The sequence below is a fragment of the Achromobacter sp. NPDC058515 genome (genome assembly GCF_042721735.1).
In the GTDB taxonomy this organism is placed as follows: domain Bacteria; phylum Pseudomonadota; class Gammaproteobacteria; order Burkholderiales; family Burkholderiaceae_B; genus Achromobacter.
Window position 1 is genome coordinate 439541 of record NZ_JBHXNI010000001.1, and the last position, 26936, is coordinate 466476.

General features: G+C 63.7%; 23 protein-coding genes. 14 read left to right on the top strand and 9 right to left on the bottom strand.

The window, feature by feature from the left end:
* Positions 1-100: 100 nt before the first annotated feature.
* Together ACFWP0_RS02095 and ACFWP0_RS02100 are read right to left on the bottom strand one after the other, a co-directional pair.
* Positions 101-1585 carry a sensor histidine kinase gene (locus ACFWP0_RS02095; protein WP_377839336.1) on the bottom strand — a complete coding sequence of 495 codons (1485 nt, stop codon included), beginning with the start codon at positions 1583-1585 and terminating at the stop codon, positions 101-103.
* Positions 1575-2252, bottom strand: a complete 678-nt coding sequence (locus ACFWP0_RS02100) for a response regulator (RefSeq protein ID WP_377839337.1) — start codon at positions 2250-2252, stop codon at positions 1575-1577. Before ACFWP0_RS02100 ends, ACFWP0_RS02095 begins: the two co-directional genes overlap by 11 nt.
* Before the next feature lie 490 nt (positions 2253-2742).
* Between ACFWP0_RS02100 and ACFWP0_RS02105 the strand changes: the two genes are divergently transcribed.
* A complete protein-coding gene (locus ACFWP0_RS02105) occupies positions 2743-4113 on the top strand; it encodes a ClcB-like voltage-gated chloride channel protein (protein ID WP_377839338.1) in 1371 nt (456 codons plus the stop codon).
* A 93-nt stretch (positions 4114-4206) separates the two neighbouring features.
* Here the strand turns inward: ACFWP0_RS02105 and ACFWP0_RS02110 are convergent, their stop codons facing one another.
* On the bottom strand, positions 4207-4659 hold the full coding sequence (locus ACFWP0_RS02110; protein ID WP_377839340.1) for a GNAT family N-acetyltransferase: 453 nt from the start codon (positions 4657-4659) through the stop codon (positions 4207-4209).
* 19 nt (positions 4660-4678) lie between these two features.
* Complete coding sequence (gene mnmE / locus ACFWP0_RS02115) at positions 4679-6031, bottom strand: tRNA uridine-5-carboxymethylaminomethyl(34) synthesis GTPase MnmE (RefSeq protein WP_377839341.1); 1353 nt, start codon at positions 6029-6031, stop codon at positions 4679-4681.
* A 115-nt stretch (positions 6032-6146) separates the two neighbouring features.
* Here mnmE and ACFWP0_RS02120 point away from each other — a divergent pair, with 115 nt between their 5' ends.
* The 10 genes from ACFWP0_RS02120 to ACFWP0_RS02165 all read left to right on the top strand — a co-directional run bounded on the left by ACFWP0_RS02120 (position 6147) and on the right by ACFWP0_RS02165 (position 16896).
* On the top strand, positions 6147-7733 hold the full coding sequence (locus tag ACFWP0_RS02120; protein ID WP_377839342.1) for an ABC transporter substrate-binding protein: 1587 nt from the start codon (positions 6147-6149) through the stop codon (positions 7731-7733).
* 22 nt (positions 7734-7755) lie between these two features.
* Positions 7756-8730, top strand: coding sequence for an ABC transporter permease (locus ACFWP0_RS02125; RefSeq protein ID WP_377839344.1), 975 nt, complete (start codon positions 7756-7758; stop codon positions 8728-8730).
* Positions 8727-9647: an ABC transporter permease gene (locus ACFWP0_RS02130; protein WP_377839345.1), complete on the top strand. Its 921-nt coding sequence runs from the start codon at positions 8727-8729 to the stop codon at positions 9645-9647. The genes ACFWP0_RS02125 and ACFWP0_RS02130 overlap by 4 nt, the downstream gene beginning before the upstream one ends.
* A gap of 11 nt (positions 9648-9658) precedes the next feature.
* Positions 9659-10669, top strand: coding sequence for an ABC transporter ATP-binding protein (locus ACFWP0_RS02135; protein ID WP_377839346.1), 1011 nt, complete (start codon positions 9659-9661; stop codon positions 10667-10669).
* A complete protein-coding gene (locus tag ACFWP0_RS02140; protein ID WP_377839347.1) occupies positions 10666-11685 on the top strand; it encodes an ABC transporter ATP-binding protein in 1020 nt (339 codons plus the stop codon). The genes ACFWP0_RS02135 and ACFWP0_RS02140 overlap by 4 nt, the downstream gene beginning before the upstream one ends.
* A 112-nt stretch (positions 11686-11797) precedes the next feature.
* The gene (locus ACFWP0_RS02145) at positions 11798-12997 is read left to right on the top strand and encodes a M20 aminoacylase family protein (RefSeq protein ID WP_377839348.1); all 1200 of its coding nucleotides are present in this window, start codon (positions 11798-11800) and stop codon (positions 12995-12997) included.
* Between the two features lie 178 nt (positions 12998-13175).
* Positions 13176-14084, top strand: coding sequence for a TauD/TfdA dioxygenase family protein (locus ACFWP0_RS02150; protein WP_377839349.1), 909 nt, complete (start codon positions 13176-13178; stop codon positions 14082-14084).
* Between the two features lie 47 nt (positions 14085-14131).
* A complete protein-coding gene (locus ACFWP0_RS02155) occupies positions 14132-15175 on the top strand; it encodes an ABC transporter substrate-binding protein (RefSeq protein ID WP_377839350.1) in 1044 nt (347 codons plus the stop codon).
* A gap of 1 nt (position 15176) precedes the next feature.
* Positions 15177-16007: an ABC transporter ATP-binding protein gene (locus tag ACFWP0_RS02160; protein ID WP_377839351.1), complete on the top strand. Its 831-nt coding sequence runs from the start codon at positions 15177-15179 to the stop codon at positions 16005-16007.
* Positions 16008-16017: 10 nt separating this feature from the next.
* The gene (locus ACFWP0_RS02165) at positions 16018-16896 is read left to right on the top strand and encodes an ABC transporter permease (protein ID WP_377839353.1); all 879 of its coding nucleotides are present in this window, start codon (positions 16018-16020) and stop codon (positions 16894-16896) included.
* Positions 16897-16988: 92 nt separating this feature from the next.
* Here ACFWP0_RS02165 and ACFWP0_RS02170 read toward each other — a convergent pair whose 3' ends face one another.
* From ACFWP0_RS02170 to rpmH, 5 genes are all read right to left on the bottom strand, one after another.
* Positions 16989-18434 carry a catalase gene (locus ACFWP0_RS02170; protein ID WP_377839354.1) on the bottom strand — a complete coding sequence of 482 codons (1446 nt, stop codon included), beginning with the start codon at positions 18432-18434 and terminating at the stop codon, positions 16989-16991.
* Between the two features lie 283 nt (positions 18435-18717).
* Complete coding sequence (gene yidC / locus ACFWP0_RS02175; protein ID WP_377839355.1) at positions 18718-20397, bottom strand: membrane protein insertase YidC; 1680 nt, start codon at positions 20395-20397, stop codon at positions 18718-18720.
* Between the two features lie 48 nt (positions 20398-20445).
* Positions 20446-20718 (bottom strand): membrane protein insertion efficiency factor YidD, encoded by a 273-nt coding sequence (yidD, locus tag ACFWP0_RS02180; protein WP_171666043.1) that lies wholly within the window; start codon positions 20716-20718, stop codon positions 20446-20448.
* The gene (locus ACFWP0_RS02185; RefSeq protein ID WP_171666587.1) at positions 20715-21086 is read right to left on the bottom strand and encodes a ribonuclease P protein component; all 372 of its coding nucleotides are present in this window, start codon (positions 21084-21086) and stop codon (positions 20715-20717) included. The genes yidD and ACFWP0_RS02185 overlap by 4 nt, the downstream gene beginning before the upstream one ends.
* 110 nt (positions 21087-21196) lie before the next feature.
* The gene (rpmH, locus tag ACFWP0_RS02190) at positions 21197-21331 is read right to left on the bottom strand and encodes a 50S ribosomal protein L34 (protein WP_006228069.1); all 135 of its coding nucleotides are present in this window, start codon (positions 21329-21331) and stop codon (positions 21197-21199) included.
* 425 nt (positions 21332-21756) lie between these two features.
* Between rpmH and dnaA the strand changes: the two genes are divergently transcribed.
* The 3 genes from dnaA to gyrB all read left to right on the top strand — a co-directional run bounded on the left by dnaA (position 21757) and on the right by gyrB (position 26871).
* Complete coding sequence (dnaA, locus tag ACFWP0_RS02195) at positions 21757-23214, top strand: chromosomal replication initiator protein DnaA (protein WP_377839358.1); 1458 nt, start codon at positions 21757-21759, stop codon at positions 23212-23214.
* 2 nt (positions 23215-23216) lie between these two features.
* The gene (dnaN, locus tag ACFWP0_RS02200; RefSeq protein WP_171666047.1) at positions 23217-24326 is read left to right on the top strand and encodes a DNA polymerase III subunit beta; all 1110 of its coding nucleotides are present in this window, start codon (positions 23217-23219) and stop codon (positions 24324-24326) included.
* 97 nt (positions 24327-24423) lie between these two features.
* Complete coding sequence (gene gyrB, locus ACFWP0_RS02205; protein WP_377839360.1) at positions 24424-26871, top strand: DNA topoisomerase (ATP-hydrolyzing) subunit B; 2448 nt, start codon at positions 24424-24426, stop codon at positions 26869-26871.
* Positions 26872-26936: the final 65 nt, after the last annotated feature.

Genomic DNA, 26936 nt, shown 5'->3' on the forward strand with positions numbered 1-26936 from the left:
TATAGGTCTAGGTATGGCTGGAGGCTGCGCTCAGGCGGTCTTTCGCATCGGGCGGCTCCAGTGGGTGCAACCGTACAAAACCGAAGCTTTCCACAACCTTTCAATTCCGGCCGATTTCGTGCCGCAGCGCAGCATCCGGCTCCTGTTTCAGGGAAAACACCAGTGCGGCCCGCAACCCCGGCAGCGGAACCCGGTTCTCCAGAACCAGGCGGGCTCCCATGATCTCGGCAATGGTGCCCACGATGGCCAGGCCCAGGCCGGCGCCCGGTTTGTTCTTCCCCGCCGCTCCCCGGCGAAACCGCACGCAAGCCCGGGCGATGTCTTCCGTCGACATGCCGGGGCCGTCATCCTCCACGACCAGCCGGGCTTCGCCGGGCGCAAGCTGGATCCGCACGGTGACTACCCCACCCGCCGACGCGTAACGGATAGCGTTGTCCACAAGGTTGCTGACCGCCTCCCGCAGCAGCCAGTCGGCGCCGTCGACGGTAACGGGCCTCTGGTCGGCCTCCAGGCCGATGTCGAGCTGGCGGGCGCGGGCGGAGGGAAGCAGGCTCCGGATCACGCCGTCGGCCAGCTCAACCAGGTCTACCGGTTCGGCGGCAAATCCGCCTTCGGCCAGGGAAGCGTCCTTAGCGCGCGCCAGAGCGAGCATCTGGTTGGTGGTGCGCACGGCCCTGTCCAACCCTTCCTGCATCGCCAGAAGGGCTGTACGGACCTCCTGGGGGTCTGTTTCGCGCAAGGCATAGGCCGTTTGCGTCCGCAAAACCGACAAGGGCGTGCGCAATTGATGCGACGCGTCGTCCAGGAACTGGCTCTGCACCCTCCCCAAGGCCGCAAAACGGGCCATGTGGAGGTTTACGGCCGCAACCAGGGGCAGGACCTCACCTGGCATGTCGGACGCGCTGACGGGGCTTAAATCGTCCGCGGAACGTCCTTCCACTTCCTGCCGCAGCCTCGCGAGGGGGCGCAAGGCCATGAAAACCCCCAGGACGATCACCAGGACGCTGATCAGGATCACGGCTAGGTCGCGCTCCACGGAGCGCACCAGCACCTTGTGGAGGAACGCCTGCCGGCTTTCCAGTCCTTCCGCCACCTGCACGATAACCCGTCCCCCTTTGTTTGCGTATAGCGGAGGATCCATCGGGCGCGCCAGGGCCGCAACGCGGACGGGCGCTCCCTGGTAAGTCGCGTAGAAAAAGCGGGGTTCGCCGGAAACCAGGGGCTGGTCCGGCATGGGCAGGTCGGGATATCCGATCTCGGCCAGCCCGTCCTCTGTGGCTACCCGGTAGAAAACGTTGCCATTGGCCGTCAGCTCGAAGAATTCCAGCATCAGGTATGGCTGCTCCATGGCTAATCCACCGCTGGCTGTGGATATGTTGTGGTCGATCGCGCGAAGCGCGCCGGAAAGCGAACGGTCGTAGGCAATGTCGACCTGGTTGCGCAGTTGGTGGTTGGACAGCCACAGGGCTCCCATCATCACCAGGACGAGCGTCGGGATCAGCCACCAGAGCAACTGGGTTTTCAGCGTCGGATTGCGCTTTTTTGCCGCAAAAAAAGCGTTTTTTTCCGGACTTCTAGTTGTCAACAAGGTTCTCCAGGCAGTAGCCCATGCCTCGCATGGTCACGATCTGAACACCGGTCTCCGCCAATTTTTTGCGCAACCGGTGTACCAGCACCTCAATGGCTTCCAGGTTGATGTCCGCATCGTCCGTGAGGATGCGGTCAAGAATTTGCTGCTTGTTGATGGGTTCTCCGCTTTTCTGGATCAGAACCCTGAGCACCGCATGTTCACGTGGGGATAACTGCAACGGCTGTCCGCTGACCGTAAATTTTTGCGCGGAAGTCTCAAAAACCAGGTTTCCCAGAGCCAGGCGCGGATGTTCACGCCCGCGGCTGCGCCGGATGAGCGCGATCAGGCGCGCTTCCAACTCTTCCACAACAAACGGTTTTGGCAGGAAATCGTCCGCTCCCTGGTGGAGAGTTCCGATTCTCTCGGCCAAGGAATCGCGCGCGGTCAAGACCAGCACCGGCGTACGGTCGTCTCGCGCGCGAATTTTTGCCAGCAAGGTATGGCCATCCATGCCCGGAAGTCCGAGATCCAGAACGACCGCGTCGAATTCTTCGATCGCCAGCCTTCTTTCGGCCACCAATCCGTCGTCAGCCCATTCGACGACAAAGCCAGCATGTCTGGCCAGGCTTCTTGAAAGCCAAAGGGCAAGTTCGGCTTCATCTTCGATCAGAAGGATACGCATGGACGCAGTCCGGGGGGCGGTGGCTGGGCGGAATGGGAAAGCATGTTTGGCTTTTCCTTTATTTCTCTTTATATAAAGACTAATGATTAATAAGGCCTGTGGATAACTACCTTAACCTTGAAAACCTCTTTTTTTTCACGGCTTTACAAGCGATTTTGCCTGTGCAAGAACTCTGTGTGGGAAAAAAGCTGAAGTTGGACAAGATTTTGGACCCTGCCCAAAACCCCTGCTTGTTCAACTTGCCTCCACAACATGTGCACAACCCGCTGTCTTAGGAGTTATCCACAGGACCTTTTTCTGGAAACGGGTCTGGAAAGCGGCACTTTTACCCCGAAAAATGGCATTTTGCCTACCCTGATTTTTGCCCTTCCAGGGGGCCGTAGAGGGCCTGTGAGGCCTTGCCGAAACCGGGCATTCGAGGGGACGCCAGCCTGCCTTCTTTACAGGGGACTGAACAAAAAGTGAGCAGATTCCGCCGTAGAATTCCGGCATGGCAAGAGACATCAGAATCCGGAAATCCGCATGGGCCAGCAGCTTGAGAAGCGGTTTGCTGGCCGACAATCTGCCCGCCACTTTGTGCGTGGCGGCCTTGATGGGCGCGCTGGGCGCGTTGGCGACCGTGGTGTTCCGCGAACTGTTGGGCTGGACGCAAATACTGCTCGGCGCAGGCGAGGTTCCCCAAGGCATGGTGTCCCTCGCCCGCGGTCTGGATCCCTGGCAACGCTTCCTGCTGCCGGCCGCGGGGGGCGCAATCGCCGGCGCCATTCTGCAAATGGCGGCCAGATGGCTGCCCAGGCGTGGCGCGGCGGACTACATGGAGGCAATTTCGATCGGTCGAGGCGTCATCGGCTTTCGCCAGACGATTGCGCGCAGCCTGTCGTCCATTTTTTCCATCGGATCCGGCGCATCCATTGGCCGCGAAGGCCCCATGGTCCAGCTGGCGGCGATGCTCTCGTCCCTGGCGGGCCGTTATCTGGTGCTGCCGCCCCGCCATCTTCGGCTGCTGGTGGCCTGCGGCGCGACGGCGGGCATCACCGCCGCGTACAACGCGCCGATTGCAGGCGCGCTCTTCATCTCTGAAATCGTCTACGGCGTGATTTCATCGGCCACGCTGGTTCCCCTGGCGGTGTCGTCGGTGGTCGCCAATATCGTCACGCGCCAGATCCTGCACTACGACGCCGTGTTCCACATGCCCCACTTTGAATTCGTGTCGGGCTGGGAAGTGATCAATTACCTGGGATTGGGGCTGATCGCCGGCCTGGCTGCGCCGCAATTCCTGCGTTTCCTGGACCTGTCCCGCGCGGCGTTTCGCCGCCTGCCCTTTGCGCTATGGGCAAGGATGATGCTGGGCGGACTGATTGTTGGAGCGCTGTCGGTGCTGAACCCCGAGGTTTGGGGCAACGGTTACAGCGTGGTCAACAGCATGCTGCACACGCAGTGGGCGTGGCAGGCGGTGGCCGCCATTCTGCTGTTGAAAATTCTGGCCACGGCCGCCAGCGTCGGCTCGGGCGCCGTGGGCGGGGTCTTCACGCCCACGCTGTTCGTGGGGGCTGCGCTGGGCGCTTTGTACGGCACGGGTTTGCACGGGCTGTTTCCCGCAGGGAGCCTGTCCGCGGTGTCGAGCTATGCCGTCGTGGGCATGGGGGCGCTGCTGGCCGCGACGACCTATGCGCCGCTGATGTCCATTTTGATGATCTTCGAGATGACGCTCAGCTATGAAGTCATGCTGCCTTTGATGCTGGCGTGCATGACGGGATATGTGATTGCGCAGCGCATCCGGCCCGACTCCGTCTACGCAAGATCGCTGGCGAACAATCGGCTTGCGCAGCGTGCCGTCGAAAAGCAAAGCGGGCGCGGATAAAAAATGAGCAAAAGCTCATATTAATTCAATTTCTGAATCATGGCCGCCGCGCTTCGTGTGGAAAACACAGTGCCTAGATATGAAGAAAACCCCTTAAATAAGGGACTTTTTCATGAATACGCGGTTCAATCCTATCTCCGTGGCGCGATGGGTTTCGACATATCCGTACCGTTGATAGATGGCGATGTTCTCCGTCATCATCTCCTGCGTATAGAGGCGGATATGGGAAAGGCCGGACTGACGCGCAACCTCTTCCGCCCACAGCATCATTTCTCGGCCATACCCCTTGCCTTGCGCCAGGGGCGACACCGCGATGTTGTCCAGCAGCATGCATCCCGACTCGGGAATCAGCACGATCACGCCCTGGATTCCGTCTTGGGATTCCAGCACGTGGGCAACGCCTTGCGCTACGCGCGCCGGGTAGTCGTCCAGCAGGGGGCCGGGCGTTGCGCCGATACGGGCGATGTAATGCGTGTACGCCTCCTTGACGATGCGCTCGATGGCGGGCACGTCATCGGATGTTGCGGGACGCATGTGATGGGGCATGATTGTCGTCTGCTCCCGCCTATTTCCCGATGCAGAAACTGGAAAAGATCTCGCCCAGCAGGTCGTCGCTGGTGAATTTTCCGGTGATGCTGGACAGGCTGTCATGGGCCAGCCGCAGCTCCTCGGCAAACAGGTCCAGCACCCGGTCATCCTGGCCCGCATGTTCGGCGGCCAGTTCCAGATGTTCCGCCGCGTCCTGCAGGGCGTGCAGATGGCGTTCGCGCGCAAGCCAGGGGGACTCCGCGCCGGGATTCCAGCCCGCGATCCGCAGCAGTTCGGCGCGCAGCGCGTCCAGGCCGGCGCCGCGCTTGGCGGAAATGCCCAGTTCGTCCGGGCCGGCGGCAAATGGCGTGGACAACAGGTCGACCTTGTTGAAAACCTTCAGCACCGGGGTGCGCGGCGGCAGGCGCGCAGTGATCAGGGCGTCCAGTTCGTCGCCGGGCTGGGTGGCGTCCTGCAGATGCAAAATAACGTCCGCGCGTTCGATTTCCTGCCAGGTGCGCGCGATGCCGATGCTCTCGACGGTGTCCTCCGTTTCCCGCAAGCCCGCCGTGTCCACGATATGCAGCGGCACGCCGTCGATATGGATTTCCTGCACCACTTTGTCGCGCGTGGTGCCGGCAATCGGCGTGACGATGGCGATATCGTCGCCGGCCAGGGCGTTGAGCAGGCTGGATTTACCGACGTTGGGTTGGCCCGCCAGCACCACGTGCAGGCCCTCGCGCAGGATGACGCCCTGGCGGGCCTGCGCAATCAGCGCGGACAGGTCCGCGCCCAGGGCATCGAGCGTCGGGCGCGCCTGGTACTTTTCCAGGAAGTCGATCTCCTCCTCCGGGAAATCCAGGGTTGCCTCGACCAGCATGCGCAGGTGAATAATGCGATCCGAAAGGTCATTGACGCGCGCCGAGAATTCGCCGGACAGGGACGCCATGGCGCCGCGCGCGGCCGCCACCGACGAGGCTTCGATCAGGTCGGCTACGGCTTCGGCCTGCGCCAGGTCCATGCGGTCGTTCAGGAATGCGCGGCGGGTGAACTCGCCCGGTTCGGCCAGCCGCAAGCCCAGGTCCCGGCCGGCGGCGAGGCAGCTGTCGAGAACGCGGCGCAGCACGGCAGGGCCGCCGTGGCCTTGCAGTTCAAGCACGTCCTCGCCGGTATAGGAATGCGGCGCGCGGAAGTAGATGGCGATGCCTTCGTCCAGCAGTTCTCCGGCAACCGATTTGAACGGAAGGTAATGCGCGTGTCGCGGCGTGAGGTCGCGCTGGAACAGGCGGCGCACCAATCCGGACAGGTCTGCGCCAGAAACGCGCACGACGCCGATGCCGCCTCTTCCGGGGGCGGTGGCGATGGCGGCAATGGGGGCGTAGGCGGACATATCTGGGCGATGGCGATGCGAGAACAATAGGGGAATATAACTGTTGCGCGGCACGTTGTTTGCTGGTTACTGTGGCCCGGAGGTTCAAAACCCGAAACAACTCTGGGAGATCACGATGGCATCTCGGTTTTCGCGTGTCTTGGCCTGCGGCTCCGCCGCGGTGATGTTGGCCTTTGGCACGTTCAGCTCGGCCATGGCCCGCGATCTGGTGATCGCCTTGAAGACGGAGCCGTCTTCGATGGATCCGCAATATCACGCGCTGACGCCAAACACGCAGATTTCCCAGACCATCTTCGACACGCTGGTTGCCACCGACGCGCAGCTCAAGCCACAGCCTTCGCTGGCGGAATCGTGGACCGTGGACGGCAAGATCTGGACGTTCAAGCTGCGTCCGAACGTGAAGTTCTCGGACGGCACGCCGTTCACCGCGGAAGATGTCGTCTTTACCTATGACCGCGTGCCGAAGGTGCCCAACAGCCCGTCGCCGTTCACGCTGTATCTGGGGTCTGTCGCGAAAACCGAAGCGGTCGATCCGATGACTGTGCGCATCACGACCAAGGACGTCGCGCCGAATCTGCTGGTGAATCTGGCGCAGCTGCCCATCATGTCCAAGAAGGCCGCGTCCGGCCCCGCGGCCGAAGGCAAGACCACCACGGAATTGAACAGCGGCGACGGCCTGATCGGCACTGGCCCGTACAAGTTCGTGTCGTGGAAGCGCGGCGCGGAATTCGTGCTGGCGCGCAACGACAACTACTGGGGCAAGAAACCCGAGTGGGATCGGGTGGTCTACCGTCCCATCAGCAACGCTGCCGCGCGCGTGGCCGCCTTGCTGGCCGGCGACGTCGACATGATCGAAGATCCCCCGACCGATGACCTGCCCAAGCTCAAGGGCGACAAAAAGCTCTACGTCGAGGAAACGCCGTCGGTGCGCGTGGTCTATGTGGCGCTGGACCAGTATGCCGAGCCCTCGCCCGGCATCCAGGGCACCGAAAAGAACCCGATGAAGGACAAGCGCGTGCGCGAGGCGCTGTCCTTGGCCATCAACCGAGACGCCCTCGTCGAGCGCGTGATGGGCGGCGTGGCGCTGCCTGCCGGCAACCTCTTGCCCTACCCCATGTTCGGTTCGAGCAAAGAGCACTCGAAGGCGCCGAAGGCCGACGTGGAAAAGGCCAAGGCGCTGCTGAAGGAAGCCGGCTACCCCAACGGGTTCTCGATCACGCTGGGTTCGCCGTCGGGCCGCTACGTCAACGATTCAAAGGTGTCGCAGGCGATCGCATCGATGTGGACGCGCATCGGCGTGAAGACCAGCGTGGATGCGATGGCGCCCCCGGTGTTCTTCAAGAACCGCGACAGCTATGCGTTCTCGGCCTATCTGGCGGGCTGGTCGGTGACCAGCGGAGAAATGTCCAACGCGCTGACGTCCTTGCTCATGACGCGCAACCCGGAAGCCGGCCAGGGCACCACCAACCGCAGCCGCTATTCCAATCCCAAGATGGACGAACTGGTGAAGGAGGCCTCGTCCACCATGGATGACGCCAAGCGCGCCGAATTGCTTGCCAAGGCCAGCAACATCGCCATGGACGACTTCGCCATGTTGCCCGTGCATTTCGAGCTCTCGGTATGGGCCATGAAGAACGACATCCGTTACCAGGGCCGTCCCGACCAGGTCACGCTTGCGCAGTTCGCAACGCTGAAGAAGTAACGCGTACAGCAGGCGGTATCTCGTGCTTGCCACAATAGTAAGAAGGCTCCTGCAGACCATCGTCGTCATGCTCGTCATGTCGGCGCTGGTCTTTGCGGGCATCTACATGGTGGGCGATCCGGTATCCATGCTGGCCAGCCCGGAAGCAACGGAAGCGCAGCGCGCCGCGATCAGCGCGTCGCTGGGGCTGGACCAGCCCTTGTGGCGGCAGTACCTGATCTTCATGAGCCAGGCGGTGCGTGGAGACTTCGGCAACAGCTTCCTGACCGGCGAGCCGGCCATGCACCTGATCCTGGAGCGCATGCCGGCCACCGTAGAACTCGCCTGTGTGGCCATGCTGCTGTCGGTGCTGATCGGCGTGCCGCTGGGCATCCTGGCGGGCCTCAAACCCAAGGCCGTGGGATCGCGCGCGATCATGACGGGTTCCGTGCTGGGCTTTTCGCTGCCCAACTTCTGGGTCGGCCTGATGCTCATCATGGTGTTCGCCGTGATGCTGGGCTGGGTGCCCGCGGGCGGGCGGGGGCAGACGGTCAGCATCGGTTCGCTGCAGCTGAGCGTGCTGACGTTCAATGGCTGGCTGAGCCTGGCCCTGCCGGCCGTCACCATCGCGTTCGCCAAGTGCGCCATGATCATCCGCGTCACGCGGGCGGCCACGCGCGAGGCGCTGCCCATGGACTACATCAAGTTCGCGCGCGCCAAGGGCCTGTCGGAAAAGCGTGTGCTTGGGGTGCATCTGCTGAAGAACATCCTGATTCCCGTGGTGACCGTCGCGGGCCTGGAATTTGGACAGGTGATGGCGTTTGCCGTCGTGACCGAAACCGTGTTTTCGTGGCCGGGAATGGGCAAGCTGCTGATTGACTCCATCATCAACCTGGACCGTCCGGTGGTGGTGGCCTATCTGCTGCTTATCGTGTTCTTCCTGGTCATGTTGAACCTCGTGGTGGACATCGTCTATACGGTGCTGGACCCACGCGTACGCCTGGATAGCCGCCGATGAACACGCCCGCCACCGCCGCCGCGCCGCCGCCCGCCGTCAAGGAACAGTCGCCCTGGCGGCGCTTCGTATCGGATTTCTTTGCCAGCAAGCTGGCCACGCTGGGCCTGGCAATGCTGATCGTCATCGTGGGCGCCGCGCTGCTGGCGCCGTGGATCGCGCCGCAGAACCCGTATGACCTGGCCAGCCTGGACATCATGGATTCCAAGCTCAAGCCAGGCAGCGAAAGCAGCGACGGCTCCATGCGCCACCTGCTGGGCACCGATGGCCTGGCGCGCGACCTGCTGTCCGCCATTCTGTACGGCATGCGCACGAGTCTCCTGGTGGCCACCGTGTCGGTGCTGGCGGCCTTCGGCATCGGCGCCACCGTGGGGCTGGTCGCCGCCTATTTCGGCGGCCGCATCGATGCCTTGCTGATGCGGATTGTGGATATCCAGCTGTCGTTTCCCGCCATTCTCGTCGCGCTGATGCTGCTGGCGATCCTGGGCAAGGGTGTGGATAAGGTGATCATCGCGCTTATCGTCGCGCAGTGGGCCTACTTTGCGCGCGCGGCGCGCGGCGCGGCGCTGGTGGAACGCGGCAAGGAATACGTGGAGGCCGCGCGCTGCATGTCGCTGTCGTGGGGGCGCGTGCTGTTTCGCCATGTGCTGCCGAACTGTATGCCGCCGCTCATCGTGATCGCCACGATCGATCTGGCGCACGCCATTGCGCTGGAAGCCACGCTGTCCTTCCTGGGCGTGGGCGTGCCGGTAACCGAGCCGTCGCTCGGCATGCTGATCTACAACGGGTTCGAGTACCTGCTGTCCGGCCAGTACTGGATATCGTTCTTTCCGGGCATTGCGCTGGCGCTGGCCATCATCGCCATCAACCTGGTGGGCGACCATCTGCGCGATGTGCTCAACCCGCGCCACGCGAATTGAGGACAGGCGCGATGCTGACTCAAGCGGTGGAAAAGTCCTTGGCAACGCCCACGCCCATTCTTGAGGTGCATGGGCTGAAGACGCATTTCTTCACGCGCAACGGCGTGGTGAAGGCGGTCGACGGCGTGGACCTCGCCCTGGCCGAGGGGGAGATCCTGGGGCTGGTGGGCGAATCGGGATCGGGCAAGAGCATCACCGGCTTTTCGCTGATGGGCCTGCTGGACGAGCCCGGCCGCATCGTCGACGGCCAACTGCTCCTGAACGGCGAGGACCTGCGCATGGCGACGCCTGCGCGATGGCGGCAGTTGCGGGGCCAGGAGATCGCCATGATCTTCCAGGATCCGATGATGACGCTCAATCCCGTGCTGCGCGTGGATACGCAGATGATCGAGGCGGTCCAGGCGCACGGCAAGGCATCGCGCGAACAGGCGCGCCAGCGTGCCCTGCAGACGCTGACGATGGTGGGCATACCGTCGCCGCAGGAGCGCTTGCGTGCTTATCCGCACCAGTTGTCGGGCGGCATGCGGCAGCGCGTGGCGATCGCGATCGCGCTGCTCAATTCGCCGCGCCTCATCATCGCCGACGAGCCCACCACCGCGCTGGATGTCACGATACAAGGCCAGATTCTCTTCGAAGTGCAGAAGCTCTGCCGCGAGACGGGCACCGGGCTGATCTGGATCACGCATGACCTGGCGGTCGTGGCGGGCCTGGCGGACCGCGTGTCGGTCATGTACGCGGGCCGCGTCGTGGAAACGGGCAGCACGGAAGCGGTCATCAGCCATCCCATGCATCCCTACACGCACGGATTGATCGCTTCGATTCCGACGCCGGAGTCCCGCGGCAAGCCGCTGGTGCCGATTCCGGGGATGACGCCGTCACTGCTCAACCTGCCGCAAGGCTGCGCATTTCGCGGCCGGTGTCCGCGCGCGACGGACGCCTGTCTGGTCGAGCCGCAGCCCGTGGAAGTCCGCCCGGCGCAATGGGTGCGCTGCTGGCATGCCGGAGACCCTGACATCAAATGAGCGCAGCCGAACGCGACTCCACGACTCCCATCCTGGCCTTGCGCGGGGTCGAACTGCGCTTCGTGCAGCCGGTGGACCTGGCCGGACGCATCGCGAACCTGTTGGGCGCAGGCCTGAAGACGCAGGTGGTGCATGCCGTGGCCGGCGTGGACCTGGAAGTGCAGCCCGGCGAGGTGATCGGCATCGTCGGCGAGTCGGGCTGTGGAAAATCCACGCTGGGCCGCATCGTGTCGGGCATCCTGCCGCCGACCGCGGGCGAGGTGTTCTACCAGGGCAAGGCAGTGCGCGCGATGAGCGGCCAGGAACGGCGCGCCTATGAGCTGGGCGTGCAGATGATCTTCCAGGACCCGTATGCCTCGCTGAACCCGCGCATGCGCGTGCGCGAGATCATTGGCGAGGCGCCCGTGGCGCACGGCCTGATCCGGTCCGCGGACAAGGCGGAGTATGTGGCGGGCCTGATGCGCCAGGTGGGGCTGGATGCAAGTTTTGCACAGCGTTATCCCCATCAATTCTCGGGCGGCCAGAGGCAGCGCATCGGCATTGCGCGGGCCTTGGCGCTCAAGCCGTCGGTAATTGTCTGCGACGAGGCCGTCGCCGCGCTGGACGTGTCGATCCAGGCGCAGGTGCTCAACCTGTTCGAGCAGCTGCGCGCCGACCTGGACCTGACCTATCTGTTCATCAGCCACAACCTCAGCGTGGTCAGCCACATTTCGGATCGCGTGGCCATCATGTATCTGGGCCGCGTGGTGGAGCTTGCGCCGACCGACACCGTGTTCCAGCGGGCCAATCATCCCTACACCCAGGCCTTGCTGAAGGAACTGCCTACGCTGGTACCCGGGCGGCGCACGTATCAGCCGATCAAGGGCGAGCTGCCCTCGCCGCTGGATCCGCCGACCGGCTGCGCCTTCCACCCGCGCTGTCCGCACGCCATGCCGCGCTGCAAGACGGAGCGTCCCCTCTTGCGGGAGATCGCGCCGGGGCAATTCAGCGCATGCCATTTGAATGACGCGGGCTGACCCCGATCCGAAATAGGGCTGGACGGGGGACGGGGGAGAGCGCGAGAATTCCTGCACGAGCAAGCCGTTCAAGCATGCGTCACCCATCAACTTACCCTGCTTATCCACAGCCATGAAAACCATAGCCGAAATCGAACGCGTACACGGGGATCTCACCGCACTGCGCCGGGATATCCACGCTCACCCTGAACTGGCGTTCCAGGAAACGCGCACCTCCACCCTGGTGGCCGAGCGTTTGCGCGGCTGGGGACTGGAAGTCCACACGGGGCTGGGGAAAACCGGCGTGGTGGGAATTCTGCGCGCGGGCAGCGGCAAGAAGACCATCGGCCTGCGCGCCGACATGGATGCGCTGCCGATGCCCGAACACAACCGTTTCGCGCACAAGTCCACGATCAGCGGACGCATGCACGGCTGCGGCCATGACGGGCATACGACGATGCTGCTGGGCGCCGCGCAGTACCTGTCCACGCACCGGAACTTCGACGGCACCGTGGTGTTCATCTTCCAGCCCGCCGAAGAAGGCGGCAACGCCGGCGCGCGCGCCATGATGCAGGACGGGCTGTTCGACAAGTTCCCGTGCGACGCGGTGTTCGGCATCCACAACATGCCGGGCATGCCGGTCAACCAGTTCGGATTCCGCGCGGGCCCGACGATGGCGTCCAGCAATCGCTGGGACATCGTGATCAAGGGCGTGGGCGGCCATGCGGCGCAACCGCATGCATCGGTCGATCCGATCATCGTGGCGGCCGACATGGTGCATGCCCTGCAGACGGTCATCTCGCGCAGCAAGAATCCGCTGGAGCAGGCGGTGCTGTCGATCACGCAGATCCACGCGGGCGATGCCTACAACGTGATTCCGGGCGAAGCGGCGCTGCGCGGCACGGTGCGCACGTACTCGGTGGAGACGCTGGACAAGATCGAAGCGGACATGCGGCGCATCGCCACCACCTTGCCGCAGGTCTATGGCGGCACGGGCGAACTGGACTTCGTGCGCGCCTATCCGCCGCTGGTGAACTGGGAGAAGGAAACGGCCTTTGCGGCCAAGGTCGCCGAAGATGCGTTCGGCGCCAAGAACGTGCTGCGCGACATGCCGCCCTTCATGGGCGCCGAGGATTTCTCTTTCTTCCTGGAAGCGATTCCGGGTTCTTACCTGTTCCTGGGCAATGGCGACGGCGACCATCGCATGGAGAGCTATCACGGCATGGGCCCGTGCCAGCTGCACAACCCGAACTACGACTTCAACGACGCCCTGCTGCCGGTGGGCGCCACCTACTGGGTAAAGCTCGTGGAAGCGTTCATGCCGGCCGCCTAAGAACCGATACGCTATTTGCTTATAAGCGTTTCCCCATGAAGCCGCGGGCCTTGCTCCGCGGCTTCGTTCTATATGACGTGGAGCTTTGTTCAAACGCCGATAACTTCGTTTGAGATACAAGGCGCGTTTTCCATAATCGACCGTTCCAGACATGCCGCAAGGCGAACCGGAGCGATCGATGTCCCAGAGCAACGCCTTGCGGCGCGAAGTAGACGCCGCCCCCGCCCCCCAGGCGCAGTCCTTTGACGTGCGTCCCCTGCCCGGTCCCGTGGGCGCCGAGATCACAGGCCTCTACCTATCGCGCGAACTGGCGCCCGCCGACTTCGCGCGGGTGCACAAGGCGCATCTGGACCATCACCTGCTGGTGTTTCGCGACCAGCGCATCACGCCGCAGCAGCACATCGATTTCAGCCGCCGCTTCGGACGCCTGATGATCCACGTGCTGCACCAGTTCCATCTGGCCGGCCACCCCGAGATCCTGATCGTCTCCAACATCCTGGAAGACGGCAAGCCGATAGGCCTGGGCGATGCCGGCAAGTATTGGCATTCGGACATCTCGTACAAGGAATTGCCCAGCCTGGGCTCGCTGCTGCATGCGCAGGAGCTGCCATCGGAAGGCGGCGACACTTTGTTCGCCAACATGCACCTGGCCTACGACACTTTGCCCGCCGCCCTGCGCAATGCGATCGAGGGCAAGCGCGGCGTGCATTCCTACCTGGCCCAGTACGGGCAGCTGCAGAAGGAAGGCAACTGGCGCCCGAACCTGAGCGCGCAGCAGATCGCGCAGGTGCAGGAGGTGGTGCATCCGGTGGTGCGCACGCATCCGGAGAACGGCCGCCGCGCGCTGTTCGTGAGCGAAGGCTTCACCACCCGCATCGAAGGCCTGCCGGAAGACGAAAGCCGCGCCTTGCTGGGCGAGCTGTTCGCGCACAGCATCCGCCCCGAACACATCTACCGCCATCGCTGGCAGCCGCAAGACCTGGTGTTCTGGGACAACCGCTCGCTGATCCATCTGGCGGGCGGCACGCCGGATCATCTGCGCCGCAAGCTGTACCGCACGACGATCGAAGGCGATACGCCTTTCTGAAAATGTGGGCCCCAGCGGCGCACCATCACTTATCCACAAGGAACGCCATGCGTTTGTCCTCTGCACTACGGGACCGGCTGGTCCAAACCGCCACCGGCGCCGGGCTGGCGCTGATTCTTGCGGTGCTGGCGCTGGCCTCGCCCACGCCCGCGATGGCCGAAGGGCGCATCCGCATCGCCGAGCAATACGGCATTGTCTATCTGCTGCTGAACGTGGCGCGCGACCAGCAGCTCATCGAGAAGCACGGCAAGGCCGAAGGTGTGGATATCTCGGTCGAATGGGCCAAGTTGTCCGGCGGCTCGGCGGTGAACGACGCGCTGCTGTCGGGGGCTGTGGATATCGCGGGGGCCGGCGTCGGACCGCTGCTGACGATCTGGGACCGCACGCGCGGCAAGCAAAATGTGAAGGGCGTGGCGTCGCTGGGCAATTTTCCCTATTACCTGGTCACCAACAACCCGAACGTGAAGACCATTGCGGACTTCACGGACAAGGACCGCATCGCGGTGCCGGCAGTAGGCGTATCGGTGCAATCGCGCGTGCTGCAGCTGGCCTCGGCCAAGCTGTGGGGCGATGCGCAGTTCAACAAGCTGGACAAGATTTCCGTCGCGCTTCCGCATCCCGACGCGGCTGCCGCGATCATCGCGGGGGGCACCGAGATCACGGGGCATTTCGGCAATCCGCCTTTCCAGGAGCAGGAGCTGGCCGAGAACCCGAAGGCTCGCATCGTGCTCAATTCCTATGACGTGCTGGGTGGCCCCAGTTCGTCCACCGTGTTGTTCGCCACCGAGAAGTACCGCCGCGAAAATCCCAAGACGTACAAGGCCTTCCAGGAAGCGCTGAAGGAAGCGGCGGCGTTTGCCGCCGCCAATCCGGAAAAGGCCGCGGACATCTACCTGCGCGTCACGGGCGCCAAGCAGGATCGCGATTTCCTGGTCAAGGTGATCAAGAATCCCGATGTGCAGTTCAAGCTGGAACCGCAGAACACGTTCGCGCTGGCCGAATTCATGCACAAGGTAGGCGCGATCAAGAACGCGCCGGCGAGCTGGCGCGACTACTTCTTTGACGATCCGGCCACGGCGCAAGGCAGCTGATATGGGACTGATCGCCGCCGGCCCTGTGGATAAGATTGAAACGACCACGCCTTTGCTGGCTGTGGATAAGGTGTCGATCGAATACAAGACGCGCGAACGGCGCGTGCGCGCCACGCATCAGGTGAGCTTCGATGTGCATGGCGCCGAGCGTTTCATCCTGCTGGGGCCGTCCGGCTGCGGGAAGTCGACGCTGCTCAAGGCGGTTGCCGGATTCATCGAGCCGACCGAAGGACGCATCGCCATCGACGGGAAGCGGGTGCAGGGACCCGGTCCGGACCGCATCGTGGTGTTCCAGGAATTCGACCAGCTGCCGCCCTGGAAGACCCTGCGCCAGAACGTTGCGTTTCCGCTGGTGGCCTCGCGCAAGCTGAATCGCCGCGAGGCCGACGAACGCGCCATGCACTATCTGGACAAGGTAGGCCTGTCCGCGTTTGCCGATGCCTATCCCCACACGCTTTCGGGCGGCATGAAGCAGCGCGTGGCCATTGCGCGCGCGCTGGCGATGCAGCCGCGCGTGCTGCTGATGGACGAGCCGTTCGCGGCATTGGATGCGCTGACGCGGCGGCGCATGCAGGAAGAACTGATGGCCTTGTGGGAGGACGTGCGCTTCACGCTGTTGTTCGTCACGCATTCGATTGAAGAGGCCCTGGTGCTGGGCAGCCGCGTGCTGCTGCTGTCGCCCCATCCCGGCCGCGTGCGCGCCGAGCTGAATGCGCATGGCTTCGACCTGCACAGCCAGGGTTCCGCGGCCTTCCAGTCGGCCGCCAGGCGTATCCACGACCTGTTGTTCGATGCGCCCTCGCCCGCGCAGGCCGAACGCGCGGCGGCATGAAGGAAGACGCATGAACAGCACTTACGCCGGACCGCCCCTGGTCCGCCCCGAGGTTGAATACGATCTGCCGCCTTTGCCCGCGCAGGCCGCCGAGACGCCCTTGCCCTGGCACGAACGCCTGTGGCAGCACGCCAGCCTGCGCAAGCTCGTGATCCTGGCGCTGCTGGCCGGCTTGTGGGAACTGGCGGCGCGCTATACCGACAATGACCTCTTGCTGCCCGGCGCCTGGCAGACCGCCCAGGCCTTCGTGGAGGGTATCGCGAGCGGCGAACTGCTGGCGCGCGCCGCACAATCCCTGCGGGTGCTGGTGCAGGGCTATGTGGCCGGGGTCGCGCTCGCCTTCGTGTTGACCACGCTGGCGGTGTCGACGCGCTTCGGGCGCGATCTGCTGTCCACCCTGACCGCCATGTTCAACCCGCTGCCAGCGATCGCCCTGCTGCCGCTGGCGCTGCTGTGGTTCGGCCTGGGCGAAGGCAGCCTGGTGTTCGTGCTGATCCATTCGGTGCTGTGGGCGTTGGCGCTGAACACCTATGCGGGCTTCCTCGGGGTATCGGAGACCCTGCGCATGGCGGGGCGCAACTACGGGCTGACGGGGCTGCGCTATGTCTTGCAGATCCTGGTGCCGGCGGCCTTGCCGGCGATCCTGGCGGGGCTGAGGATAGGCTGGGCTTTTGCCTGGCGCACGCTGATCGCCGCCGAGCTGGTGTTTGGCGCGTCCAGCGGCAAGGGCGGGCTGGGCTGGTACATCTTCCAGAACCGCAACGAGTTATACACAGACCGGGTGTTCGCCGGACTGGCGGCCGTGGTGATCATCGGCCTGCTTGTGGAAAACCTGGGATTCGACACCTTGGAGCGTTTGACGGTCAGGCGGTGGGGGATGCAGCGCTGAGGCTGCGCGCGGGCATGGCAATCAGTCGCCCGCAAAAAAAGGGGGCGGTCCCGCATAGGACCGCCCCTTATTCATTCAGGCCTTGCCGGCGGTTACAGATCCAGCCCCAGCGCGCGGGCGACGCCTGCGGCGTAGGCGGGATCGGCCTTCCGGAAGTGCTCCAGCTGACGGCGCTGGATTTCCTCGGGCACGCCCGCCATGTGCCGTCCGATGTTGCCGAACAGCAGTTCCTGCTGCGCCGGCGTCATCAGTCGGAACAAGGCGCCCGGCTGCGAGTAGTAGTCGTCGTCCACCCGGTGATTCCAGCGCGCGGCGGCCTGGCCGTCCAGCGGCAGGGGCGGTTCGCCCGCGGACGGCGTTTCCTTCCACTCGCCCGCGCTGTTGGGCTCGTAGTTCAGCGTGCCGCCGGCATTGCCGTCCACACGGCCGGCGCCGTCGCGATGGTAGCTGTGGAACGGGCAGCGCGGCGCATTCACCGGAATCTGGTGATGGTTGATGCCCAGGCGGTAGCGGTGCGTGTCGCCGTAGGAGAACAGCCGGCCCTGCAGCATCTTGTCCGGCGAGAAATCGATGCCGGGGACCACATTGGCCGGCGTGAACGCGGCCTGCTCGACTTCCGCGAAGTAATTCTCGGGGTTCTTGTTCAATTCCAGCACGCCCACTTCGATCAGCGGGTAGTCGCCGTGCGGCCAGACCTTGGTCAGGTCGAACGGGTTGATGTGGTAGGTCTCGGCTTCGGCCTCGGGCATGATCTGCACCTTCAGCGTCCACTTCGGGAAGTTGCCCTGCTCGATATTGTTGAAGAGATCGCGCTGCGAGCTTTCGCGGTCGTGCGCCACCACCTGCGCCGCTTCCTCGTCGGTCAGACAGGCAATGCCCTGCTGCGACTTGAAGTGGAACTTCACATAGAAGCGTTCGCCGTTGCTGTTGACGAAGCTGAAGGTGTGCGAGCCGAAGCCATGCTGCTGGCGCAGATTGGCGGGAATGCCGCGGTCGCTCATCAGGGTGGTGACCTGGTGCAGCGATTCGGGGCTGAGCGACCAGAAGTCCCAGGCGGCGGTGGCGTTGCGCAGGTTGGTCTTGGGGTCGCGCTTCTGGGTGTGGATAAAGTCGGGGAACTTCAGCGGATCGCGGATGAAGAAGACGGGCGTGTTGTTGCCCACCAGATCCCAGTTGCCTTCATCGGTATAGAACTTGATGGCGAAGCCGCGCACGTCGCGTTCGGCGTCCGCCGCGCCGCGTTCGCCGGCCACGGTGGAAAAGCGCAGGAACAGCGGCGTCTGTTTGCCGACCTGGGAAAAGATACTGGCGCGGGTGTAGCGGGAGATGTCATGCGTGACGGTGAAGGTGCCGTAGGCGCCCGAACCCTTGGCATGGACGACGCGTTCGGGGATGCGTTCGCGGTCGAAGTGGGCGAGTTTCTCAATCAGCCAGAAGTCCTGCAACAACGCCGGGCCGCGAGGGCCCGCGGTCAAGGTATTGCTGTTGTCCGGCACCGGCGCGCCCGAGGCGGTGGTCAGATGCTTCTTGTCGGTCATGGCACACTCCCTATGTCATTCCTGGATTGCGCGGGCCGCAAATGAGGCCGCGCAGCGTGGCGGATGCGGTCCGGCACGGCAGCCGGGCGGCAAACTCAGACCCATAATAGGGGTCATGCCTGATGATGTGAAGTTGATTGATCTTCCATTCGTGATTAAGAATAACTATTGAAATCGCGGGCGGGAATAGAAAATGCTGAGCAACCCATCCGCCTTGCGTTTGCGGCGGACATAAAAAAAACCGGCCCCCCAAGGGCCGGTTTTTCGTGCGGGAGGGAGCCGGTCAGCGATTGGCCGCGGCTTCCGCCTTGCGCTGCATGGCGCGCGTGATGGACCACTGCTGGGCGATCGACAAGGTGTTGTTGACGCACCAGTAGAGCACCAGGCCGGCCGGGAAGAAGAACATCATCCCGCCGAACACCAGCGGCATGATCATCATGACCTTGGCCTGGATGGGGTCCGGAGGCGTCGGGTTCAGTTTGATCTGCAGGAACATGGTCGCCATCATGATGGCGGGCAGGATGAAGAACGGGTCGCGGACCGACAGGTCATGCACCCACAGGATCCACGGCGCGCCGCGCATTTCCACGCTGGCCAGCAGCACCCAGTACAGCGAGATGAACACCGGAATCTGCACCACCATCGGCAGGCAGCCGCCCAGCGGGTTGATCTTCTCGGTGCGGTACATCTCCATCATGGCCGCATTGAGCTTCTGCTTGTCGTCGCCGTACTTTTCCTTCAGCGCCTGCAGGCGCGGGGCCACTTGCTTCATGCGGGCCATGGAGCGGTAGCTGGCGGCGGCGAGCGGATAGAACACGGCCTTGATCAGCACGGTCAGGGCCACGATCGTCCAGCCCCAGTTGCCCAGGATCGAGTGCAGCCAGGTCATCAGCGTGAACAGCGGCTTGGCGATGATGGTCAGCCAGCCGTAGTCGACGACCAGTTCCAGGCCGGGGGCGAGCGCCGCCATGGCCTTCTGGTCTTGCGGGCCGACCCACAGGTGCGAATCGACGCGCGCGGCGGCGCCGGGGGCGATCTCGCCGACGGCTTCGATGCTGCGGGCGGCGTACAGGTTCTTCTGCACTTCCAGCAGTTCGTTCGTGCGGGGCTTGCCTTGCGGCGGCACCCAGGCCGTGGCGAAGTAGTGCTGGACCACGGCGATCCAGCCGTTGTCCGTCTGCTTGATGTAGCTGGCCTTCTTCTTTTCGATGTCGCTGAAGGTGCTCTTCTGGAACTTGTCCTGTTCAGAGTAGACGGCGAAACCGGTGAAGGTGTGATAGAAGCTGGACGTGTCGGCCGGGTCGTTGCCGTCGCGCTCGAGCTGCAGGTACAGCGAGGGCGTCACGGGGGCGGCGCCGACGTTGGCCAGGTCGTGGCGCACGTCGATGTCGTAGCGGCCGCGATGCAGGGTGAACGTCTTGGTGACCTTCACGCCGCCCGATTCGCCTTCAAAGGTGACAACCAGGTTGTCGCCGGTCAGGGTGCGGTCTTGCGACACGAGACGGAAAGGCGTCTGGTGCGTGGGGAAGCTCTGGCCATTGGGCGCGCCGACCACACCGGTCTGCACCACATAGTTCAGGCCCGCCGAGCGGTCCAGCAGCACCGTGGGCTTGTCCGGCTGGCCGGTCGCCGGGTACTTCAGCAGCTCGGCTCGCACCAGTTGGGCGCCCATCGTGTCGAACGTCAGGCGCAGCACGTCGGTGGTGATGACGATCTCTTCCGAGCGCGCGGCCGCGGGGGCGGCGGCGCCGGGCACCGCGGAAGAGGCGCTGGCCGCGGCTGCGGGCGCGCTCGGCACCGAAGGCGTCGCGTTGTTCGCGCCAGCCTGCGGTTCGCTCGTGCTGGCCGTGGGCGTGGGGCCCCCGAACAGCGACGGCTTGCCGTTATGGATTTGCCAGTTGTTCCAAAGGAGCAACAGCGAAAAGGAAAAAATCATCCAGAGGACGGTTCGTCGGATATCCATGGTGCCTACTGAAGTGAATACGGGCCAGCAAAGCCCGCCAGTTTAGCGTCAATCGTGCTCGGTGCGGTGGCTGTGGGAGCAGCACGGGGCGTCATTGGTTCCCTTGGCCGGCGGAACCGGATCCAACCCGCCCGGCGACCACGGATGGCAGCGGCCTATGCGCCGGACCGCCAGCCAGAAGCCGCGCCAGGCGCCATGGCGTTCGATCGCTTCGATCGCGTACGCCGAGCAAGTGGGAGTAAAGCGGCACTGCCTTCCGATCCAGGGGCTCAGGAAGAACCTGTAGAACCGGATCGGGGCAATGAGTAGAGCCTTGATCATCGCGCGATCCGCTCAAAGTGAGCGTCCACTTCGGCTCGCGCCGCGCGTTTAAGCGCAGTGAGCGTGGCGGGGGCGACCTTGCTATGCAGGCGCACGACGTAATCTTTTGCCGGCAGCGCCAGGCGCCGGTGGCGAAACGCTTCGCGGATGACCCGCTTGAGCGCGTTGCGCGTACTGGCGTGGGCGGCGAACCGCTTGGCGATCACCAGGCCCAAACGGGCACAGGCATCCTGGCCGGGAGGCAGATCATTGGGAGCCGAGCTCACAATGAAGAACGCCCCTCGGGCAAGACGCCGGCCTTTGAGGGCGGCGGCGAACTCGGAGGGGCGATGCAGCCGCGCCTCCGGTGGAAGCGTGGAGCGCGGCATGGACTGCGGGTCAGGCGTTTGCGCGGAACCGGAACGGGATTGCGAGAGGTCTTGCAATATGGCCGGCCGTGCAAATAGTCAGGTTTCCGGAAAAACCGGAAAACCAGGACTTAGACGGCCAGACGCTTGCGGCCCTTGGCGCGACGGGCGCTCAGGATAGCGCGGCCAGCGCGGGTTTTCATGCGCACGCGAAAGCCATGGGTGCGCTTGCGGCGGGTAACGGAAGGTTGGTAGGTACGTTTCATGGACGATCCACAAAAAGAACAAAAGTCAGAAGGGACCTGCCCGGAGGGTTCCAGGTCGCGCAGTTCAGAAGCGGGTATCTAGTGAGCATTTTTGCAACATGTGCAAAAAACAACTCGTAGACGGGGCTCTGGACCGAGAATTTCTTCTCGGTGCTCTGAGAATTTCTTCCCAGGCGACCTATTCAGCAAAGCTAAAAACCGGACTGTTGACCAGCGAGGCATCAATGAAGACACCACTTTCTGGCAAGCCCGGCTAAGCTCTCTGTGAAACCTTCTGACAGACAGAATTCGGAAAAGCCCACCATTTCAGCAAGTTTTCCCTGTCTTGTCAAACAGTTAAGCCAGGAGAGTGTAGACGCTTATGCCCTACCCTGTGGATAACCCGTGCCCAGGCAAGGTAGAATCGAGGTTTGAATAAGAGCGACATGAAAGAATTCTGGCAGACCTGCGTCAGTCGTCTTGAGCAGGAACTCCCCCCCCAACAAATCAGCGCGTGGATACGACCGCTGGTCCCGCTTGCGTACGACGAAACGCAGGCGGTGCTGCGCGTTGCCGCGCCCAACCGCTTCAAGCTGGATTGGGTGCGCAAGAACTTTTCCCACCAGATCGAAGCGTTGGCCGCGGAGTGGTTCAAGCGTCCGGTACAGGTCCTGTTCGAGTTGCCTTCCCATGGCGCCGCGCCGCGTATGCCGGTCGCGCCCGTGCGTGCGCAGCAACCAGAGCAAGCGCACCTGTCCGCGGCCTCCCCCTCCGGCGGCGCGCCGCCAGTGACCGTCACGGTATCGACCGCCCCGCCCCCTCCCGCGACGACAGCCGCGGCGCAGGCCGTGAACGCGGATGCGGCCAATATCGTGTACGAGCGCTCGCGCCTGAACACCGACCTGACCTTCGAGAACTTCGTGACGGGTAAGGCCAACCAGCTGGCGCGCGCCGCCGCGCTGCAGGTGGCCGAGAACCCGGGCACGTCCTACAACCCGCTGTTCCTGTACGGCGGCGTGGGGCTGGGCAAGACTCACCTTATCCACGCCATCGGCAATGCGATGGTGGCGGCGGGCACCGGGGTGCGCGTGCGCTATGTGCATGCCGACCAGTACGTGTCCGACGTGGTCAAGGCGTACCAGCGCAAGGCGTTCGACGATTTCAAGCGCTACTACCACTCGCTGGACCTGCTGCTGATCGACGATATCCAGTTCTTCTCCGGCAAGAACCGCACGCAGGAAGAATTCTTCTACGCGTTCGAAGCGATGGTGGCGCAGCGCAAGCAGATCATCATCACCAGCGATACGTATCCGAAGGAGCTGTCGGGCATCGACAGCCGCCTGATCTCGCGCTTTGATTCCGGTCTGACGGTGGCCATCGAGCCGCCGGAACTGGAAATGCGCGTGGCGATCCTCCTGCGCAAGGCGGAATCCGAAGGCGTGCCCATGCCCGAGGAAGTGGCCTTCTTCATCGCCAAGCATCTGCGCAGCAACGTGCGCGAACTGGAAGGCGCGCTGCGCAAGGTGTTGGCCTACGCCCGCTTCCACGGACGCGATGTGCTGACGGTCGATGTCTGCAAGGAAGCCCTGAAGGACCTGTTGTCGGTGTCCAACGGCCAGATCACTGTGGAAAACATCCAGAAGACGGTTGCGGATTTCTACAAGATCAAGGTGGCCGACATGTACTCGAAACGCCGGCCGGCCAATATCGCGTTGCCGCGCCAGGTTGCGATGTACCTGGCGAAGGAGCTGACCCAGAAAAGCCTGCCGGAAATCGGCGATTTGTTCGGCGGCCGTGATCACACCACGGTGCTGCACGCCGTACGCAAGATTTCCGACGCCCGCGCCAAGCAGGCGGAGCTCAACCATACCCTGCACGTGTTGGAACAAACTCTAAAAGGATGAACATGCAACTCGTACAAACCACACGCGATGCATTGCTGAAACCGCTATCGACTGTGGCGGGCATCGTCGAAAGACGCCATACCCTGCCCATTCTGGCGAACATCCTGATGCGCAAGGAAGGCAACAAGGTTGCCTTCATTGCGACCGACCTGGAAGTGCAGATCACCACGCATGCCGACTTCGGCGTGGGCCAGGACAACGAGTCCACCACGGTCGCGGCGCGCAAGCTGCTGGACATCCTGAAGGCGCTGCCGGACACGGGCGACGTGCGCCTGGCGCTGGCGAGCAACAAGCTGTCGGTGCAATCGGCCAAGAGCCGCTTCGCGTTGCAGACGCTGGCAGCCAGCGAGTTCCCCACCGTTGCTCAGCCCGAGCAGTGGGACGTCTCGCTCACCATGCCGCAACGCACCTTGCGCCACCTGTTCAACATGGTGCACTTCGCCATGGCGCAGCAGGACATCCGCTATTACCTGAACGGCATGCTGCTGGTGTTTGAACCGGGCCGCGTGCGCGCCGTCGCTACCGATGGCCACCGCCTGGCGCACTGCTCGACCGAAGCCGACGGCATCGCCGAACGCCACGAAGTGATCGTGCCGCGCAAGACCGTGCTGGAAATGCAGCGCCTGCTGGAAGACTCCGACGAGGTGGTCTCCATCGATGTGGCGCCGGGCCAGATCCGCTTCCGCTTCGGCGACGTGGAACTGGTGTCCAAGCTGGTGGAAGGCAAGTTCCCCGATTTCACGCGTGTGATTCCCACGAACTACACGCGCCACTTCCTGGTCGGGCGCGAAGCGCTCCAGGGCAGCCTGCAGCGCGCCGCCATCCTGACCACGGACAAGTTCAAGGGCGTGCGCCTGCAACTGGCGCAGAACCAGATGAAGATCTCGTCTTCCAACGCCGAGCAGGAAGAGGCCCAGGAAGAGATCGACATCGACTACGGCCATGAAGCGCTGGACGTGGGCTTTAACGTGGGCTATTTGCTTGACGTGCTGGCCAACGTGAAAGTCGACAACATCCAGTGGTCGGTCATGCCGGACGCCAACGCGTCGGCGCTCATCACCTTGCCCGAAGACGACCAGTTCAAGTACGTCGTCATGCCCATGCGGATCTGATCCGCGCCCCATTTGTGGGTTTGTGCCGCTTGCGGGCCTGATGGCTCGCGGGCGGTCCGGCCGCCAGGCCGTTCTTTAAAGCGTTATCGATACAGACATGTCAGATCAGCAGAACACCACTCCCGAGACCAGCGGCTACGGCGCTGACTCGATCAAGATGCTCAAGGGGCTGGAGGCCGTGCGCAAGCGCCCCGGCATGTATATCGGCGACACGTCCGACGGCACCGGCCTGCACCACATGGTGTTCGAGGTCGTGGATAACGCCATCGACGAAGCCCTGGCCGGCCATTGCGACGACATCGTCGTCACGATCCACACCGACAACTCCATCTCGGTCACCGATAACGGCCGCGGCATCCCGACCGATATCCACAAGGAAGACGAATTCCACCGCAGCGCGGCGGAAATCGTCATGACCGAGCTGCACGCCGGCGGCAAGTTCGACCAGAACTCCTACAAGGTGTCCGGCGGCCTGCACGGCGTGGGCGTGTCTTGCGTGAACGCGCTGTCCGAATGGCTGCGGCTGACGATCCGCCGCAATGGCCAGGTGCACCAGATGGAATTCCGCCAAGGCGAGCGCGTCGCGCCCCTGGCGGTGACGGGCACGACCGACAAGCGCGGCACCGAAGTGCGCTTCCTGGCCGATCCGCTCATCTTCAACAACATCGAATACCACTACGAGATCCTCTCCAAGCGCTTGCGCGAGCTCTCGTTCCTGAACAACGGCGTGAAGATCCGCCTGGTCGACCAGCGCCAGGGCAAGGAAGAGAACTTCGCGTTCTCGGGCGGCGTGAAGGGCTTTGTCGAATACATCAACCGCGCAAAGACCGTGCTGCATCCGAACGTGTTTTCGGTCAGCACCGAATCCGCGGCCGGCGGCGTGTCGGTCGGCGTGGAAGTGGCGATGCAGTGGAACGACAGCTACAGCGAAAGCGTGCTGTGCTTCACCAACAACATCCCGCAGCGCGACGGCGGCTCGCACCTGACCGGTCTGCGCGCGGCCATGACCCGCATCCTGAACAAGTACATCACCGACAACGAACTGGCCAAGAAGGCCAGGGTCGAGACGTCCGGCGACGACATGCGCGAAGGCCTGGCCTGCGTGCTGTCGGTGAAGGTGCCCGAGCCCAAGTTCAGCAGCCAGACCAAGGACAAGCTGGTCTCCAGCGAAGTGCGTCCGGCGGTTGAAGAAGCCGTGGCCCGCACGCTGGAAACCTGGCTGCTGGAGCACCCGAACGACGCCAAGGCGCTGTGCAACAAGATCGTGGAAGCCGCCCGCGCCCGCGAAGCCGCGCGCAAGGCGCGCGAGATGACGCGCCGCAAGAGCGTGCTGGAAGGCGCAGGCCTGCCCGGCAAGCTGGCCGACTGCCAGGAGAAGGACCCCGCGCTGTGCGAGCTGTACATCGTCGAGGGCGACTCCGCAGGCGGCTCGGCCAAGCAAGGCCGCGACCGCAAGTTCCAGGCCATCCTGCCGCTGCGCGGCAAGGTGCTGAACGTGGAGAAGGCGCGCTTTGACCGCCTGATCGCCAGCGAGCAGATCGCCACCCTGATCACGGCGCTGGGCACCAGCATCGGCCCCGATTTCAACGTCGACAAGCTGCGCTACCACCGCCTCATCATCATGACCGACGCGGACGTGGACGGCGCGCACATCCGCACCCTGCTGCTCACGCTGCTGTATCGCCAGATGCCCGAGCTGGTGCAGCGCGGCTATGTGTATATCGCCCAGCCGCCGCTGTACAAGGTCAAGGTCGGCCGCGAAGAGCGCTATCTGAAGGACGACCAGGAAGAAGCGCAGTTCATGCTACAGCTGGCGCTGAAGGATGCCGAGATCATCTCGGGCGGCAACATCATCCGCGGCGAAGAGCTGACCGACCTGGCCCGCCAGTACGTGGCGGCGGACGGCGTCATCGCCCGCCTGGCGCGCGTGTTCGACGTCGGCGCGCTGTCGGCCATGGCCGAGGGCGTGGAGATCAACCTGGACACGGCCGAAGCCGCCGCGGACTCCGCGAAGCGCCTGGCCGATGCCATGCGCGATCCCATCAACGGCAACGGCGTGGAAGTCGTGCCGCAGTTCGACGAGGCCACCGAGCGTCATCGCCTGTCCGTGCAGCGCATGCACCACGGCAACGTGCGCGTCAGCATCATCGACGCCGACTTCGTCAACGGATCGGACTACGTCATCCTGTCCAAGGCCGCCAAGAGCTTCCTGGGCAAGGTCGGTTCGCGTTCGCTGGCCGCGCGCGGCGAGGGCGAAAAGCGCAAGGAACAGACGGTGTCGGATTTCCGCGAAGCCATGCAGTGGCTGCGCAGCGAAGCCGACCGCAGCATCTCCAAGCAGCGCTACAAGGGCCTGGGCGAAATGAACCCGGAACAGCTGTGGGAAACCACGATGGACCCGAAGGTGCGCCGCCTGCTGCGCGTGCAGATCGAAGACGCCATTGCGGCCGACGAGGTCTTCACCACGCTGATGGGCGACGACGTGGAACCGCGCCGCGCATTCATTGAAACGCACGCGCTGTCGGCGGGCAATATCGACGCCTGACCACTCGGATCGCATGCGAGCCTGGGTTTCTTCAAGAAATCCAGGTCTCGAGAAAAGGGGCTGCA

What these genes read in the sequence shown, in the direction of transcription:
- ACFWP0_RS02100 (WP_377839337.1), bottom strand. Translation starts at nt 2,252, where the DNA reads ATGCGTATCCTTCTGATCGAAGATGAAGCCGAACTTGCCCTTTGGCTT.
- ACFWP0_RS02105 (WP_377839338.1), top strand. Translation starts at nt 2,743, where the DNA reads ATGGCAAGAGACATCAGAATCCGGAAATCCGCATGGGCCAGCAGCTTG.
- ACFWP0_RS02110 (WP_377839340.1), bottom strand. Translation starts at nt 4,659, where the DNA reads ATGCCCCATCACATGCGTCCCGCAACATCCGATGACGTGCCCGCCATC.
- mnmE (WP_377839341.1), bottom strand. Translation starts at nt 6,031, where the DNA reads ATGTCCGCCTACGCCCCCATTGCCGCCATCGCCACCGCCCCCGGAAGA.
- ACFWP0_RS02120 (WP_377839342.1), top strand. Translation starts at nt 6,147, where the DNA reads ATGGCATCTCGGTTTTCGCGTGTCTTGGCCTGCGGCTCCGCCGCGGTG.
- ACFWP0_RS02130 (WP_377839345.1), top strand. Translation starts at nt 8,727, where the DNA reads ATGAACACGCCCGCCACCGCCGCCGCGCCGCCGCCCGCCGTCAAGGAA.
- ACFWP0_RS02135 (WP_377839346.1), top strand. Translation starts at nt 9,659, where the DNA reads ATGCTGACTCAAGCGGTGGAAAAGTCCTTGGCAACGCCCACGCCCATT.
- ACFWP0_RS02140 (WP_377839347.1), top strand. Translation starts at nt 10,666, where the DNA reads ATGAGCGCAGCCGAACGCGACTCCACGACTCCCATCCTGGCCTTGCGC.
- ACFWP0_RS02145 (WP_377839348.1), top strand. Translation starts at nt 11,798, where the DNA reads ATGAAAACCATAGCCGAAATCGAACGCGTACACGGGGATCTCACCGCA.
- ACFWP0_RS02150 (WP_377839349.1), top strand. Translation starts at nt 13,176, where the DNA reads ATGTCCCAGAGCAACGCCTTGCGGCGCGAAGTAGACGCCGCCCCCGCC.
- ACFWP0_RS02155 (WP_377839350.1), top strand. Translation starts at nt 14,132, where the DNA reads ATGCGTTTGTCCTCTGCACTACGGGACCGGCTGGTCCAAACCGCCACC.
- ACFWP0_RS02160 (WP_377839351.1), top strand. Translation starts at nt 15,177, where the DNA reads ATGGGACTGATCGCCGCCGGCCCTGTGGATAAGATTGAAACGACCACG.
- ACFWP0_RS02165 (WP_377839353.1), top strand. Translation starts at nt 16,018, where the DNA reads ATGAACAGCACTTACGCCGGACCGCCCCTGGTCCGCCCCGAGGTTGAA.
- ACFWP0_RS02170 (WP_377839354.1), bottom strand. Translation starts at nt 18,434, where the DNA reads ATGACCGACAAGAAGCATCTGACCACCGCCTCGGGCGCGCCGGTGCCG.
- yidC (WP_377839355.1), bottom strand. Translation starts at nt 20,397, where the DNA reads ATGGATATCCGACGAACCGTCCTCTGGATGATTTTTTCCTTTTCGCTG.
- yidD (WP_171666043.1), bottom strand. Translation starts at nt 20,718, where the DNA reads ATGATCAAGGCTCTACTCATTGCCCCGATCCGGTTCTACAGGTTCTTC.
- ACFWP0_RS02185 (WP_171666587.1), bottom strand. Translation starts at nt 21,086, where the DNA reads ATGCCGCGCTCCACGCTTCCACCGGAGGCGCGGCTGCATCGCCCCTCC.
- rpmH (WP_006228069.1), bottom strand. Translation starts at nt 21,331, where the DNA reads ATGAAACGTACCTACCAACCTTCCGTTACCCGCCGCAAGCGCACCCAT.
- dnaA (WP_377839358.1), top strand. Translation starts at nt 21,757, where the DNA reads ATGAAAGAATTCTGGCAGACCTGCGTCAGTCGTCTTGAGCAGGAACTC.
- dnaN (WP_171666047.1), top strand. Translation starts at nt 23,217, where the DNA reads ATGCAACTCGTACAAACCACACGCGATGCATTGCTGAAACCGCTATCG.
- gyrB (WP_377839360.1), top strand. Translation starts at nt 24,424, where the DNA reads ATGTCAGATCAGCAGAACACCACTCCCGAGACCAGCGGCTACGGCGCT.